The organism is Microvirga sp. 3-52 (genome assembly GCF_018383585.1).
Classification (GTDB): domain Bacteria; phylum Pseudomonadota; class Alphaproteobacteria; order Rhizobiales; family Beijerinckiaceae; genus Microvirga.
On record NZ_JAHAMK010000006.1, the window covers coordinates 211,574 to 226,220 of the forward strand.

At 64.6% G+C, this 14,647-nt stretch carries 13 protein-coding genes; 2 read left to right on the top strand and 11 right to left on the bottom strand.

Features of this window, described 5'->3' with window-relative positions:
* Positions 1-133 precede the first annotated feature (133 nt).
* From KHP60_RS07570 to KHP60_RS07590, 5 genes are all read right to left on the bottom strand, one after another.
* Complete coding sequence (locus KHP60_RS07570) at positions 134-718, bottom strand: CarD family transcriptional regulator (RefSeq protein ID WP_213563289.1); 585 nt, start codon at positions 716-718, stop codon at positions 134-136.
* A gap of 480 nt (positions 719-1,198) precedes the next feature.
* Complete coding sequence (gene fdxA / locus KHP60_RS07575) at positions 1,199-1,537, bottom strand: ferredoxin FdxA (RefSeq protein ID WP_213563292.1); 339 nt, start codon at positions 1,535-1,537, stop codon at positions 1,199-1,201.
* Positions 1,538-1,593: 56 nt separating this feature from the next.
* Positions 1,594-1,896 carry an RNA-binding S4 domain-containing protein gene (locus tag KHP60_RS07580; protein ID WP_213563294.1) on the bottom strand — a complete coding sequence of 101 codons (303 nt, stop codon included), beginning with the start codon at positions 1,894-1,896 and terminating at the stop codon, positions 1,594-1,596.
* Positions 1,897-1,909: 13 nt separating this feature from the next.
* Positions 1,910-5,116, bottom strand: a complete 3,207-nt coding sequence (locus tag KHP60_RS07585) for a helicase-related protein (protein WP_213563296.1) — start codon at positions 5,114-5,116, stop codon at positions 1,910-1,912.
* 193 nt (positions 5,117-5,309) lie between these two features.
* Positions 5,310-6,188, bottom strand: coding sequence for a DUF3108 domain-containing protein (locus KHP60_RS07590; RefSeq protein WP_213563298.1), 879 nt, complete (start codon positions 6,186-6,188; stop codon positions 5,310-5,312).
* Between the two features lie 236 nt (positions 6,189-6,424).
* On the opposite strand from KHP60_RS07590, the gene rpmB reads away from it, so the two are divergent.
* Positions 6,425-6,715 carry a 50S ribosomal protein L28 gene (gene rpmB, locus KHP60_RS07595; protein ID WP_213563300.1) on the top strand — a complete coding sequence of 97 codons (291 nt, stop codon included), beginning with the start codon at positions 6,425-6,427 and terminating at the stop codon, positions 6,713-6,715.
* A gap of 95 nt (positions 6,716-6,810) precedes the next feature.
* The gene (locus KHP60_RS07600; protein WP_213563301.1) at positions 6,811-7,434 is read left to right on the top strand and encodes a queuosine precursor transporter; all 624 of its coding nucleotides are present in this window, start codon (positions 6,811-6,813) and stop codon (positions 7,432-7,434) included.
* Positions 7,435-7,457: 23 nt separating this feature from the next.
* Here the strand turns inward: KHP60_RS07600 and KHP60_RS07605 are convergent, their stop codons facing one another.
* The 6 genes from KHP60_RS07605 to cobT form a co-directional block, all read right to left on the bottom strand.
* A complete protein-coding gene (locus KHP60_RS07605; protein ID WP_213563303.1) occupies positions 7,458-8,207 on the bottom strand; it encodes a peptidase in 750 nt (249 codons plus the stop codon).
* Positions 8,208-8,260: 53 nt separating this feature from the next.
* Entirely contained in the window at positions 8,261-9,079 is an 819-nt protein-coding gene (locus KHP60_RS07610; protein ID WP_213563305.1) for a transglutaminase family protein, read from the bottom strand.
* Positions 9,080-9,082: 3 nt separating this feature from the next.
* Entirely contained in the window at positions 9,083-10,027 is a 945-nt protein-coding gene (locus KHP60_RS07615) for an alpha-E domain-containing protein (RefSeq protein WP_213563311.1), read from the bottom strand.
* 15 nt (positions 10,028-10,042) lie between these two features.
* Complete coding sequence (locus KHP60_RS07620) at positions 10,043-11,440, bottom strand: circularly permuted type 2 ATP-grasp protein (RefSeq protein WP_213563356.1); 1,398 nt, start codon at positions 11,438-11,440, stop codon at positions 10,043-10,045.
* Between the two features lie 206 nt (positions 11,441-11,646).
* Positions 11,647-12,651, bottom strand: a complete 1,005-nt coding sequence (locus KHP60_RS07625; RefSeq protein WP_213563312.1) for an esterase-like activity of phytase family protein — start codon at positions 12,649-12,651, stop codon at positions 11,647-11,649.
* Complete coding sequence (gene cobT, locus KHP60_RS07630) at positions 12,648-14,546, bottom strand: cobaltochelatase subunit CobT (RefSeq protein ID WP_213563313.1); 1,899 nt, start codon at positions 14,544-14,546, stop codon at positions 12,648-12,650. The genes KHP60_RS07625 and cobT overlap by 4 nt, the downstream gene beginning before the upstream one ends.
* Between the last annotated feature and the right edge of the window lie 101 nt (positions 14,547-14,647).

Here is a 14,647-nt window from a genome sequence, read left to right on the forward strand (position 1 = left end):
GCGAGGCCGCAAAAAGTTCACTTCTTACAGCCGAGTTCTTCAAAATAGATTCCGACCTTTGAAAAACAAGGCTTTGGCCACAAAAAAGCCCGGCCTGAAGCCGGGCTTTCTGAATGATCCTTCGACCCTCTGATCAGGCGGCCTCTTCCTGAAGGTCGTCGCCTTCGCCGTCGCCTTCCGCATCGGCGCCCTTCGCGCGGCGGGGAGACTTGGCGAGGCTCTGCTCGATGAGCTTCAGAGCTTCCGTGTCCGTGATCTTGTTCACGGCGGAGATTTCGCGAACCACGCGGTCGAGGGCGGATTCGTAGAGCTGACGCTCGCTGTAGGACTGCTCGGGCTGGGCCTCGGAGCGGTACAGATCGCGCACGACTTCGGTTACAGCAATCAGATCGCCGGAATTGATCTTGGCCTCATATTCCTGCGCGCGGCGCGACCACATGGTGCGCTTCACGCGAGCACGACCCGTCAGCACGTCCAGGGCCTTTTGAACCAGGGCCGGTTCGGCAAGCTTGCGCATGCCCACGCTGGAAGCTTTACCGGTCGGAACGCGAAGGACCATCTTGTCCTTGTCGAAGGAGACCACGTACAGCTCCAGTTTGAAACCCGCGATTTCCTGCTCTTCGATGGCCGTGATGCGACCGACACCGTGAGCGGGATAAACGATCGCTTCACCGGACTTGAACCCAAGGCGCTGGGCGGACTTCTTGGCGGTTGTCATGCGAGAGAGGCCTCCTTGCATGGCCCTCACCGAGGGTGAGGGAGCTGTGGTTCCACTGGGCAGGGCCCCAAGGGAACGAGGATAGGATGTGAGTGTCGCGGAACTTGACTATTCCGCTCGTCTCCCTGATGTAAGCCAGCGGCTACAAACGCTCATGCCCTTGACCAAGGCAGCGATGCTCCCTTAAGTCAAAGGACGCGAATCTTTGCTTCATTATGTGAACCGCCGGTCGGCAGAGACGGTGCACGGCTTGAGCGCAAGCGACGGCATTTGCGGACCCTATCACAGTCCGGCCGAAAAAGCAAAAATATTTCAAGGGATAGCGTAAGGGATAGCGTAAAGAGGGCCTGTTTCCGGCCGCGCTTGAGGCCTGACGTACCGTACCGTGAAGCGGCCCCGGTTTCTCGCTTCAGAGGACGCATTCTCTAAAGGAAGAGCACCGGATCGATCCCAAAAGTGGATCCAGTTTTTGGTCCGATGCTAGTCGCCGTCACCCGGATTGGGCGAGAAAAACGCCTCGAACTTGCCTGCCACGCCGTCGAATTCCTTCGCATCGGCGGGCGGATCCTTCTTGATGGTGATGTTCGGCCAGCCCTTCGCCATATCGGCATTGAGCTTCAGCCATTGCTCGAGACCGGGCTCCGCATCCGGCTTGATGGCCTCGGCGGGGCATTCCGGCTCGCAGACGCCGCAATCGATGCACTCGTCAGGATGAATGACGAGCATGTTCTCGCCCTCGTAGAAACAGTCGACCGGACACACCTCGACGCAGTCCATGTATTTGCACTTGATGCAATTTTCAGTGACGACGTAAGTCATGAACGGTCCTTCGCGGGTCTGTCCTAAAGTCAACGAAACGGCGATATGCCGCCGCTCTAGCCGGTGTCGCCGTCGCTGACAAGCGCCGCGTTGTCCTGGCTGAGATCCAGGTAGAGCTGCCTTGCTTCCGGTGCAGGACCACGCCGCTCGCCGAGACCTTCGACACGAACCACGAGCGTGGCTCTGGACAACGCGATGGTGATCACGTCACCCACGGCGACCGCTTTCGCGGCATTGTCGGTGCGTTGACCATTGAGCCGGACGAAGCCGCTGGCGACCAGCTTGGCCGCCAGGGACCGGGTCTTCGCGAAGCGCGCGAACCACAGCCACTTGTCGAGCCGCTGTCGGTCCTCGCGCATGCGCTTCACATCCTCACTTCTTGTTGTCCTCAAGCTGAGCCTTGAGAGCCATCAGCTTGGCGAAGGGCGAGTTCGGATCCGGCTGCTTCTCGCGGCGCTCAGGCCCGCCCTCGCGCCGGCTGTCGGCACGCTTGTCGGGTCGGGGACCACGACGCTCCTCCCCGCGGCCGGGACCACGCGGCGGACGGTTCTGCGGACGCCCGCCCTCCCCTTGGGCCTCACGCCGATCCTGAGGCCGATCCTGGCGCGGGCGGCGCTCGCCGGCGGGCTGCTCGCCCTGGGTCTCGCCGTGGCGCGGGCGCCGGTCACCCCGTTCCTGCCGTCCGCCACGCTCCTGATGGCGGCCGCCACGGGCATCACGGCCATGACGGGCCTGACCGCCCTCGTGATGGCGGCGCCCCTGTCGCCACACCTCGATCATCTCGGGCTCGGCAGGGGTTTCAGCGGCGCTTGTCTCTTCGGGAGCCTCCTCGGCGGGAGCCAGAGCCTGGCTCTCGGGCGAAGCCACGGCCTCGGCGGCGCTCGCTGCCACGTCCCCCTCGGAGACGGCTGCCTCGGGAGCCTCCGCGGCGACGGCGCCGATCTCCTCCGTACCGACAGCCGTCTCGGGCACCTGCGCCGGGGCCTCTTGCGAAGGTGTCTCTTGCACTGGAGCCTCTTGCAACGGGGCCTCCTGCGCCGGAGCGGGAGTCTCTCCCTCGGCGGCAGCGCCCTGCGGCTCGATAACCCTCGGGGCCTCGACCAGCGGCACCGTGATGGCAGGGCCGGGGCGGCGCTCCATCACATAGCCGAGGGACTTCAGGATCGTGGCGAAATCCTCGCCGGCGCAGCCCACGAGCGATGTCATAGCGACGGTCGGAACGAAGCTTTCGCCATCCGCGGCACCGGCCGGCGGCTCGCCGGGAGTGATCCCGGGACGATAGGCCATGGCGGGACGGATGAGGTCGGCCAGACGCTCCAGGATATCGACGCGCACGGCGCGACCGCCCAGAACGCGGAAGCCCGCGGCGCGGTAGAGCCCCTGTCCGATCTCGGGATCGACCGGGATCGAGGTGCGGCCCGATTGGGCAAGATGGGCGATCTCGTCGATGCCCTTCTGCTCGAGGCCGCCGTTCTGCAGGGCCCAGAGCTGGGTCGCCAGAACGCGAGGCGCCGGCTTCAGGAGAGCCGGCAGGTAAAGGTGGTAGGCGCCGAACCGAATACCCGCCTTGCGCAGGGCGCCCCTGGCCTCCTGGTCGAGGCTCCGGACGTCGTTGAGAACCTTCGCGCGCTCCAGCACGCCCAAGGCCTCGCCGATCTGGAACCCGATGCCACGGGCAAGCCCCGTCAGCTCGGCGCTGTCCTCCAGTTGCAGCAGCGGCCCGAGCAGGCGCACCACATAGGCCTTCAGCCAGGCGCGCAGGCGGTTGTCCACCTTGTCCCGGGCCGGACCCGTGAGATGCTCGTCCGAAAGGATGCGGACCTTAGGCTCGAACAGCTTGTCGCCGGCCTCCAGCTTGGCGACCGGGTCGCCCATCCAGCGGACGGTGCCGTCGTTCGACAGCACGAGCATGGCGTCGGGCGTTTCCGCAAAACGGTCCGCCCGCGCCTCGATCTCTCCGGCCAGCGCCTTGCTGGCCGCGTTGCGCAGGGTCTTGGCCTCCGTGGTGTCGGCCTGGGGATCAGGCACGAAATGGAAGCCGTGCAGGTGACCGATGTGCTGACCCTCGACGGTGACGTCGCCGGTGGTCGTAATTTCCGCTTCGAGCATCGTTTTCTCTCTCAAGCGCCGCATGAGAACGCTCGTCCTCCGGTCGATGAACCTTTGGGCGAGGCGTTCATGGAGCGCATCCGATAGCTTGTCCTCTACCTGACGCGCAACATCCTGCCAATGCTCTGGATCCTTCAACCAGTCGGGACGGTTAGCAACGAAGGACCAGGTTCGGACCTGGGCGATGCGGTTGGAGAGGGTGTCGATATCCCCATCGGTCCGGTCCATGGCGGACAGATGGCGGGCAAACCAGTCGGCCGGAACGGCCCCATCCTTCATGAGGAAACGATAGAGCTGGCCGACAAGATCCGCATGGGTCTGCGGAGAAACTTTCCGGTAATCCGGCACCTGACAGATCTGCCAGAGCCGTTCCACGGCATATTGGGAGCGGGCGAAAGCCTGGATGTCGTCGTCCCGCGCCAGCACCTCGAGGGCCGCCACATCCTCGCCCGTGGGCGCCCGCACGAGACCGCGCTCCCTCGGCTGCTGGCCAAGGGAATCGCGCAACCGGGCCAGCGACGAGAAATCCAGGTCGGGGCTGCGCCATTGCAGGATGCGCACCGGATCGAAGGTGTGGTTTTCGAGCGCCTCGACGGTTTCCGCGTCGAAAGGCGGGCAGCGGCCGGTGGAACCGAAGGTGCCGTCGCGCATGTAGCGGCCGGCACGGCCGGCGATCTGAGCGAGTTCCGGGTTGTTGAGCTTGCGGAACTGGAATCCGTCGAACTTCTTGTCGGATGCGAACGCCACATGGTCCACATCGAGATTGAGCCCCATGCCGATGGCGTCGGTGGCGATCAGGTAATCCACGTCCCCGTTCTGGTAGAGCTCGACCTGGGCGTTGCGGGTCCGAGGCGAAAGGGCTCCCAGCACCACCGCCGCACCTCCGCTCTGGCGGCGGATCAGCTCGGCGATGCCGTAGACCTCCTCAGCCGAGAAGGCCACGATGGCCGAGCGGCGGGGCAGGCGCGACACCTTCTTTTCGCCCGCGAAGGACAATTTCGACAGGCGCGGCCGCGTCACCACGTGAACGCCGGGGATCAGCGCCTCGATCAGCGGTCGCATGGTGGCCGAGCCGATGAGGAGCGTTTCCTCGCACCCGCGCTGGTTCAACAGGCGGTCGGTGAAGACGTGCCCCCGGTCGAGGTCGCTGGCGAGCTGGATCTCGTCCACGGCCACGAAGGCGAGATCGAGATCGCGCGGCATGGCCTCGACGGTCGAGATCCAGTAACGGGGCCGGTCCGGCTTGATTTTCTCCTCGCCCGTGATCAGGGCGACGTTGTGGTGCCCCGCCTTCTCCACCACGCGGTTGTAGACCTCGCGGGCGAGCAGACGCAGGGGCAGGCCGATCATGCCGCTGTCGTGGCCGAGCATGCGCTCGATGGCAAGGTGTGTCTTGCCCGTATTGGTAGGGCCGAGCACAGCGGTCACGCCGTGCGCGCGCACTTGCGGGGGAAGGGAACGACGGGCCATGCCTGGATGACGGATAATGCGGAAAGGTCCCGGATAAAGAGCCGAGAGGCTGCAGGACCGGAGACCGGCACGAGCAGACTTCTCTTCCAAGCAGCCTGAAGCCCCACCGGGTGGCTGCGGTTAGCCCCTTATATGGTGCCGCAGGCCGCTTTCGCTACCTGAAACGACATGAATGCCTAAGGATTTTCAGCACTTACGGAACGGCTCCGGCCTCGATGGCTTCGTCGGCCCTGACAGCCTTGCGAATCGGCAGTGACGCCTTGCCGTCTTCCTCAAGCGACCAGAGCGATGCCTGCATCTCCCCCATGCCGATCATGGTGCGCACGGAGACCTTGAGCGGAAAGAGCAGGCGCGGCCCCTCGACGGGGGCCAGCCACACGGCTATGTCCTTGTTCTCCTGCATGAACTTGGTGGCCGGACGCTCGCTGCGATGGCCGGAAATCGGCACATAGCGGGCGTTGCAGACGAGAACGGGCCCGGAATAGCCCGGCACCTCGACATTCTTCGTTTCCCCATAGGAGAGGACCACGTTCATCCGGGAGGCCCCGTCGAAGACCGGGATGGTGCGGTCGCAATTGGCCGGATCGGTGAGGTTCTTCGAGGCGACGGCCGGCATGAGCAGCGCGCTCATGGGATCGACCACGCCGCGCTTGTCGACCGCCTTGACCGGGACCCGGTCGGGCCTGGGCTCCAGGGGCGGGTCGATCTCCACCTTGGCCACCCGGCCGCTCTTCAATCCCATGCGGACGCTGCGTTGATTGTCGGAGGTCTTCGAGACCACGGCGAAGCTGCTTGAGCGGGGCGGGGCGTCGTCGGCAAGAGTGCCGGATGCACTGGCCTCGCCCTTGCCGCCGGTCAGGATCATGGCGAGCCCGGTCAGCTTCGCCCTTCCTTCCATCTCGTATTTCGATCCAGCGAAGGAGGACGACAGGTCCGCCTTGCCCAAGGGCAGGCCCGCAAGCGTGATGTCATAGCTCACCTTCAAGGTTCGAGTCTTGAGGAGCTGGGCTTGCGCGAGGGAGCCCGATCCGGCAAAGGCCAAGGTCAGGAGAGCTGAGGCGATGAGGCGCATAAGGCTTTTCCGTTAGTCTATTCTGTTGCATCGCACGAGATTCAGAATAAAACATGACCACGGTGCTTCAAAAAAACGAGGTGCGACGTCGCACTATTCTTGACGTCCTCCCCTTTTTTGGCCTATAGGCTCGCACCTTCCAAGGACTTCTGGTGTCCGGCCGCGCGGGATCTGCGATAAGGCAAACCCGCGAATTCGAGGTCGCGACCCTTTAATAGACGAATAGGATTGAACCCATGTCGCGCCGTTGCGAACTGACCGGCAAGGCCGTGCTGAGTGGCCACCTGGTGAGCCACTCGAACCGCAAGACGAAGCGGAAGTTCCTGCCGAACCTCTGCAACGTCACGCTCCAATCTGACGCCCTGCAGCGCTCCGTGCGCCTGCGCGTCTCCGCCAATGCGCTTCGCTCGGTCGAGCATCGCGGTGGCCTGGACGCGTTCCTGGCCAAGGCCAAGGCTGACGAGCTCTCCACCACCGCCCTGGCGGTGAAGCGCGAGATCGAGAAGAAGCTCGCCGCTGCGAGCTGATCTCGACCGCCGAAAAATCTGCTCTGCGGGCGGCCTCGATGCCGCCCGTTTTGCGTTGGTTTAAGGCTTAAGCATTTGCCGGGACGAGGACGCTCATGACCCGAATCGACCACCGCGACTTTGCCATCGCCCTGACGGCCATGACCCTGGTCGTCCTCTCGTCGAACATCCTGGTCCAATATCCCTTCCAGCATCTGGGTCTGGGCGACTATCTGACCTGGGGCGCCTTCAGCTATCCGTTCTCGTTCCTGGTCACCGACCTGTCGAACCGACGCTTCGGCACGCAAGGGGCACGCCGGGTGGTCTATGCCGGCTTCGTCCTGGCCGTTGTGCTCTCGATCATTCTGGCCACCCCACGGATCGCCATCGCATCGGGTGCGGCCTTCCTCGTGGCCCAGCTCCTCGACATCAGTATCTTCGCCCGCCTGCGCGACCGGGCCTGGTGGATGCCGCCCTTCATCTCGTCGGTGATCTCGTCGGGCCTCGATACGGCGATCTTCTTCTCGTTCGCCTTCTATTGCGGCGTGGTGCCGGGCTTCGGGCTGACGATCAGCGACATGCTGGGACAGGTTGGCATTGCGGACCAGTGCATCGCCCTGCCCTGGACCAACCTCGCCGCGGCCGATTACCTGGTGAAGCTCGCCCTCGCGGCGATCGCGATCGCTCCTTACGGCGCGGTCCTTGCCCTGATGCGTCCGAGGCTCCAGCGGGCGGCCTGATCAGGCCGCTCCCGCATTTCTCCTCAAAGCGCATCCTCCGCATAGGGAGGATGCGGAATGGCCTGGTGCGCCGCGCGTAAGGCCGCGGACCAGCGTTCGCGCAGGTCGCGGAAATAGGGCTCGTCCTCCTGGATCCGGTAGGTGATCCCGGCCTTCAGGGCATCGCGCTTGGCCACCACGATGTCGATGGGCAGGCCGACGCCGAGATTGGATTTCAGCGTCGAGTCCATCGAGATGAGGCCGAGCTTCAGGGCCTCCACGAGGCTGGTGCCGTGGGAGATCGCCCGGTCGAGGATCGGCTTGCCGTATTTCGGCTCGCCGATCTGCAGGAAGGGCGTATCGAGGGTGGCCTCGATAGCGTTGCCGGCCGAATAGATCTGATAGAGCCGCATCGGGGTCGTCCCGATCTGTCCGCCAAGCAGCATGGTGACGTCGAAGGTCATCTGGCGCTTTTCGATTTCGATCCCGTCCATTTCATAGACCTGGCGGATGGCACGGCCGACGAGTTGGGCCGCCTTGAACATGCTGGGCACCGTCAGAAGAGTCTCGATCGCACCCGTTTCGGGAGTCTCCAGTCCCTCGGTCAGCAGGGACAGGACGGATTGGCTCGCCGAAAGATTGCCGGCGGTCGCCAGCGTGACAATGCGCTCTCCCGGCTTCTCGAACAGGTGCAGCTTGCGGAAGGTCGCGATGTTGTCGACCCCGGCATTGGTGCGCGTGTCGGCAATCATGACGAGCCCATCCCGCACGAGGATGCCGACACAATACGTCATGGGGGTTCCTCCAGGGGCCTTCTGGTCGAGTTGCTGCGCTGTCGAGGCCATTCTCACGCCTGTGCTTGACGGGCGCTTTCGATCCTCAAACGAACGTCGAGCGCTTCACGGGTAACTCCGTAATAGCTGCCTCGAACCGGGGCCGCATCAAGATAATCGAGCCCGATGGCCAACCGCACGTAATGTTCCGTTGCGGAAACAGCATTGGTCGGGTCGAAACTCACCCAGCCGAGATCCGGAAGATAGGCCTCGGCCCAGGCGTGCCCCGCCTCCTGCTCGACCTCGCCGGGCTTGTGGAGATAGCCCGACACATAGCGCGCGGGGAGTCCCAGCGACCGTGCCGCGCCTATGAAGACATGGGTGAAATCCTGGCAGACTCCATGCCCCGCCGCAAAGGCGTCCGCTCCCACGGTCGTGGCACTTGTCGCCCCCGTGTCGAAGCGCAGGCGCTCCGGGATCGCGTTCAGGAGAGCATGGGTCTGATCCAGCGGGCTCGAAAAGCGCCCGGCGTTCGTCTCCGCGAACTCACGGATGGCGGCGTCGGGCTTGGTCAGGGGCGTTTCCCGCAAGTAGAAGACCTCCGGGAAGCGCTCCACCCCTCCCCTGACGAGCCCGGCCGTATCCGACGTCTCGATTTCGCCCACCACATGGAGGGTGATCTGGCTCACGGGTCCCGACACCGACAGGCTGTGGATAATGTTGCCGTACCAGTCCTCCCGGCGCATCAGGCGGGCGTCGCCGTCCATATCGATATTCCAGGACAGGACCGTCTGACCGTCATGGCCGCGCGGCGTGAGCCGCAGGAGCTGGATCGCGGACTTGGCGGGCTCGCTGTAGTGATAGACCGTCTCGTGGGTGATGTGGATGCGCATGGGTCAGCACAGATACTGGTTCGTGATGGCGTGCCCGAGCCGGTTGTTGTCGGCGACGAAGTCCTCCAGGAATTCGTGCAGGCCATGCTGGAAGATATCCTCGATATTCCGGTTCGTCAGCCGGGCATGGGTCGCCCGCGCCTGACGCTGAGCGGCTCCCGACGTACCGTAGCGGTGAGAAATATCGTCGAGGTGGCGCGAGAGGGCCGCATAGCAGGCTGCCAGCGAGCGCGGCATCTCCTCGCGCAGGATCAGGAGATCCGCCACGAGCCAGGGCCTCAGATTCTGGTGGTAGACCCACTGATAGCTCACGAGCGCGGAGACCGAGCGCAGGATGGCAGCCCATTGGTAATAATCGATGCCGCCGCCCACTGCCGCGTCCTGCGGCAGGAGCACATGGTATTTCACGTCCAGCACCCTGGCGGTGTTGTCGGCGCGTTCAAGGTAAAGGCCGAGGCGTGAGAACCAATAGGCATCGTTGCGCAGCATGGTGCGTATGGCGGAGCCGTCATAGCGGAGCGAGGCCTCCTTCACGAGGTTCAGGAAGCGGGGAAGGTCCTCGACCTTGATCTTCCTGGCCTTGTAGCGCCGCAGATCGAGCCAGGCGGAGTTGATCGCCTCCCACATCTCGGAGGTGAGCGCGGAGCGCACGGAGCGGGCGTTCTGCCGCGCCGTGTCGAAGCAGTTCTGGATGCTCGAGGGGTTCGCCTCGGAAAAAGCCAGGTACTCGATCACGTTCTCAGGGGTGGCATCCCCATAGACGGCACGGAACTGGTCGACGCCGCCGGCGGTGATGAGGGCGGATTCCCATTCATTGGTCTCGACGCCGTTGTAGGAGATCGGCATCGACGCCATGCGGTAGGCGACATCGAGAATGCGCGCCGTGTTCTCGGCCCGCTCCACGTAGCGGGAGAGCCAGTAGAGGCTGTCGGCATCACGACTCAGCACGCGAAACGCTCCCGCTCATTCACTCAACACCCAGGTATCTTTGGTTCCGCCGCCCTGGCTCGAATTGACCACGAGCGAGCCCTCCGTCAGCGCCACGCGGGTGAGGCCGCCCGGCACGAGCCTGACGCCATCCCGTCCCGTCAGCACGAAGGGGCGCAGATCCACATGGCGGGGCGCCAGCCCCTTCTCGGTGAAGATCGGGCTCGTCGACAGGGCCAGCGTCGGCTGGGCGATGTAATTGTCGGGCGCCGCCAAGATCCGCGCCTTGAAATGCTCGCAGGCCTCCGCCGTCGCATGGGGCCCTACGAGCATCCCGTAGCCGCCCGAGCCGTTGACCTCCTTCACGACGAGTTCGTGCAGATTGTCGACCACATAGGAGAGTGATTCCCGCTCGCGGCAGCGCCAGGTCGGCACGTTCTTCAGGATCGGCTCCTCGCCCATGTAGAAGCGCACGATGTCCGGCACGTAAGAGTACATGGCCTTGTCGTCGGCAATGCCTGTCCCGGGCGCATTGGCGATCGCGACATTGCCGGCGCGATAGGCGGCGATCAGGCCCGGTACGCCGAGGGCGGAATCGGGCCGGAAGACCAGCGGATCGAGGAAATCGTCGTCGATGCGGCTGTAGATCACGTCGACGCGCTTCGGCCCCTCGGTGGTGCGCATGTAGACCATGTCGTCCCGCACGAAGAGATCGCGCCCTTCGACCAGCTCCACGCCCATGCGGTCGGCCAGGAAGCTGTGTTCGTAATAGGCGGAGTTGAGAGAGCCAGGGGTCAGGAGAACGACGGTCGGATCCCAGGGGCTGCTCGCCGGGGCGACGGATTTGAGGGTGCCGAGAAGCTCGTCGACGTAGTTCTCGATCGGCCGGATGCGCTGCATGCCCACGAGTTCGGGGAAGAGCCTCATCATCACTTCCCGGTTCTCCAGCATGTAGGAGACACCGGAGGGTGTGCGCAGGTTGTCCTCGAGCACGTAGAAATCCTGGTCGTCGACCCGGACGATGTCGATACCCGCCACCTGCACGTAGATGTCGCTGTTCAAGGACAATCCGTGCATCTGCGGGCGGTAATAGGGATTGAGATAGACGAGCTCCGGCGGGATGATCCCGGCGCGCAGGATCTCACGCGCGCCATAGATGTCCTTGAGGAACATGTTGAGCGCCTTGACCCGCTGCTCGAGTCCGCGCGCGAGCCGGGCCCATTCCTTGCCCGACAGAATGCGCGGGATGATGTCGAAGGGAATCAGCCGCTCTTCGGCTTCCGTATTGCCATAGACCGCGAAGGTGATGCCGACCCGGCGGAAGAAAAGCTCCGCCTCCTCGCGGCGATGTTCCAGCAATTGCGGCGGGGCCGATTTCAGCCAGTCCTGGAGGATGCGGTACGCGTCCCTGCTTTCGCCGTCGTGGCCGCTCATTTCATCGAAGATCGCCTGCGCCGCCACCGGATCTCCTTAAGCCTCTCGAGGCGGACACCCGAGGCAAAGATTGGCACCGGGCCCGCAGGAAGGAAGCTTAGTTGCCTAAAACCTAGGGCTTCAAGCGAGACGAAGGAATAGGGGCAGGCAAAGGATGATGAGAAAAACGGCAGATGCCCATCCGGAAGGCAGAGCTCGCCGGCGGCTCAGCCTGGCAGCGCGAATTCGAGCAGCAAGGTTTTCTGCAGGGAGCTGAAATTGTCGTCGGAGATCAGGGAAAGAACGATGGCGTCCGCTTCCCGATGGACGGCAAGACCCTCCATGTTGTCGATCTGATGCGAGGCTTCGCTCTCATAGAGGATGTCGCCGTCGACGCGGGCTCCGGGCCTGAGCGCACTTGCCTCGATCCGGCGCAGCCGGCAGCCGAAGCCTCCGAAGAGCGAGAACCGGCGCTCCAGGATCACGGCGTCGCCATCGGGCAGGAAAGCGAGGTCGGTGACATCATAGCCGCCGGAGAGAACCATCTGGAAGGTGCCCTGCCGCGGACCCGTCAGGATGAAGCCGCTGCCGCCTTCCGCGAGGCCCACGAGAGCGCCGCCCAAGGGCGAGCGCTGGGGCGCGACGCCGAGAGCTTCCAGGCCGCCGTTGCTTGGCAGGTCTTTCATCTCCTTCGGCACGGGAATGGGAACGCCGCGGATGATGCTTCCCGTGCCGGAGCGCTCGAAGCGGATCACCGCATGGTTGCGCTCGATGCCGACGAAGGCGGCATTGCCTGCGAGCGCGAAGCTCTCCGTGTCGTAATAGCGCGATCGCCTCAACGGAACGCCGTTGCTCAGGATCAGAGGAGACAAAACCGGGCCGGACAGGCCGGAAAGCCGTCCGTCCGAGGTCTCGACCCGGGCTTTCAGCAGTTGCGCGTTATCGGCGAGCGCAATGATGTCCTGGCCATTGGCCGAGCGCCACAAACCGGAGAAGCCGCCGAAGGCCGGGATCCGCGAGCGCAGATCGACCCCGGAGCGAAACATCAGGGCGCCGAAGCGGGAACGGTCGGGATCCGTGGTGGAGAGGCGGCTGATCGGACGCGCCTCCACCTCGATGGAGGTCGCGCCCCTGAAGGCCTGCGGGCGCTGTGCCAAAGCAACCCCTGTGCAGGCCAGGGTCGCGGCCGCGGCACCGCCGCCGATCAGGAAGTTGCGCCGGGTGAGCCTCAAGCGACGGCTCTGCGACGGGGAGCTCCACGGGCCGGCGGCCCGGCATTCTCCTCAAACAGTTCTGCGAGCTTCTCGGTCATGACGCCGCCGAGTTCCTCCGCGTCGACGATGGTCACTGCGCGGCGGTAATAGCGCGTCACGTCGTGGCCGATGCCGATGGCGATGAGCTCCACGGGAGAACGGGTTTCGATCTCCTCAATAATGAAGCGCAGATGCCGCTCGAGATAGTTGCCGGGATTGACCGAGAGCGTCGAGTCGTCCACCGGCGCGCCGTCCGAGATCACCATCAGGATGCGCCGCTGTTCGGGCCGCCCGAGCAGGCGCTTGTGCGCCCAGTCGAGGGCCTCGCCGTCGATGTTTTCCTTCAGCAGGCCCTCGCGCATCATCAGGCCGAGATTCTTGCGCGCGCGCCGCCACGGCGCGTCCGCCGACTTGTAGATGATGTGGCGAAGATCGTTCAGGCGGCCGGGATTGGCGGGCTTGCCGTTCTGCAGCCATGTCTCGCGGGCCTGCCCGCCCTTCCAGGCGCGGGTGGTGAAGCCGAGGATTTCCACCTTCACGCCGCAGCGCTCCAGGGTGCGGGCGAGAATGTCCGCGCAGGTGGCGGCCACCGTGATCGGGCGCCCACGCATGGAACCGGAATTGTCGAGAAGCAGCGTCACCACCGTGTCGCGGAAGTTCGTGTCCTGCTCCTGCTTGAAGCTGAGGGGCTGGAACGGGTCCATGATGATGCGCGGCAGGCGCACGGGATCGAGCGTGCCCTCTTCGAGGTCGAACTCCCAGGACCTGTTCTGCTGCGCCATCAGGCGGCGCTGCAGGCGGTTGGCCAGACGCCCGACCACGCCCTGCAGATGGGCGAGCTGCTTGTCGAGATAGGCGCGAAGGCGCGTCAGCTCGTCCGCATCGCAGAGGTCTTCCGCGTGGATGATCTCGTCGAACTTGTTGGTATAGGCCTTGTAGTCGGGTCCGCGCGCCTCGTTGGAGCGCGAGGGCGGACGCCAGGATTCGCCGGCATCCTCGGAATCCGCTTCCTCGGATTCCTCGGGCAGCTCGCCGGAAGGGCCATCGGCTTCTTCCGAAGCGCCATCCTCCATCTCGTCGCTCGAATCCTCGCTGACTTCCACCTCGGCCCGGTCGCCTTGGCTCTCCTGCTCAGATTCGCCCTCGCCCTGCTGCTCCTGCTCCTCGGATTCGTTCTCGTCCTCGTTCTCCTCGTCCTCGGAATCCATCGACGCCTCATCGGCCATGTCGAGGGAGGAGAGCAGATCGCGGATGCTGCGGGCAAAGCTGCGCTGGTTCTCGATGTTCTTGAGCAGGCCATCGAGGTCGCGCCCGGCGCGGTCCTCGATGAAATCGCGCCAGAGATCGACGATCTTGGCAGCCGAGGCGGGCGGCTTCGCGCCGGTCAGGCGCTCGCGCACCATGAGAGCGAGGGCATCCTCCAGGGGAGCATCGGCGCGATCTGTGATCTCTTCGTATTTGCCGCCACGGTGGTAGCGATCCTCCAGCATGGCCGAGATGTTGGAGGAGATGCCGGCCATGCGCCGCGAACCGATGGATTCCACACGCGCCTGCTCGATCGCATCGAACACGGCGCGGGCGGCCTGGCCGTCCGGGGCGAGCCTCCGGTGAAGATTCGTGTCGTGACAGGCGAGGCGCAGAGCCATGGCATCGGCATTGCCGCGCAGGATCGCCACATCCTGCGCGGTCAGCCGACGGGGCGGCTCCGGCAGGCGCGCCTTCTCCTGGCCCATGAGCACCGGACGGTCGGACGCGAAGGCGACCTCGAGATCCGGCTTGCGGGCGATCGCCTTCATGGTGCCGGCGATGGAGCGCTTCAGCGGCTCCGCCGGCGCTTCCTTCTTCTCACCTGGCTTGCGGTTCGAGATGGACATTTTTGCCTGTCGCTTCCGATAAGCCCTCATCCTGAGGAGGCCAAAGGCCGTCTCGAAGGACGAGGGCGCTTCCAGAGAACTCTGGACCCGACATCCTCGTC

Coding starts and splice junctions, on each gene's coding strand:
- KHP60_RS07570 (WP_213563289.1), bottom strand. CDS start 718: ATGACAACCGCCAAGAAGTCCGCCCAGCGCCTTGGGTTCAAGTCCGGT.
- fdxA (WP_213563292.1), bottom strand. CDS start 1,537: ATGACTTACGTCGTCACTGAAAATTGCATCAAGTGCAAATACATGGAC.
- KHP60_RS07580 (WP_213563294.1), bottom strand. CDS start 1,896: ATGCGCGAGGACCGACAGCGGCTCGACAAGTGGCTGTGGTTCGCGCGC.
- KHP60_RS07585 (WP_213563296.1), bottom strand. CDS start 5,116: ATGGCCCGTCGTTCCCTTCCCCCGCAAGTGCGCGCGCACGGCGTGACC.
- KHP60_RS07590 (WP_213563298.1), bottom strand. CDS start 6,188: ATGCGCCTCATCGCCTCAGCTCTCCTGACCTTGGCCTTTGCCGGATCG.
- rpmB (WP_213563300.1), top strand. CDS start 6,425: ATGTCGCGCCGTTGCGAACTGACCGGCAAGGCCGTGCTGAGTGGCCAC.
- KHP60_RS07600 (WP_213563301.1), top strand. CDS start 6,811: ATGACCCGAATCGACCACCGCGACTTTGCCATCGCCCTGACGGCCATG.
- KHP60_RS07605 (WP_213563303.1), bottom strand. CDS start 8,207: ATGACGTATTGTGTCGGCATCCTCGTGCGGGATGGGCTCGTCATGATT.
- KHP60_RS07610 (WP_213563305.1), bottom strand. CDS start 9,079: ATGCGCATCCACATCACCCACGAGACGGTCTATCACTACAGCGAGCCC.
- KHP60_RS07620 (WP_213563356.1), bottom strand. CDS start 11,440: ATGAGCGGCCACGACGGCGAAAGCAGGGACGCGTACCGCATCCTCCAG.
- cobT (WP_213563313.1), bottom strand. CDS start 14,546: ATGTCCATCTCGAACCGCAAGCCAGGTGAGAAGAAGGAAGCGCCGGCG.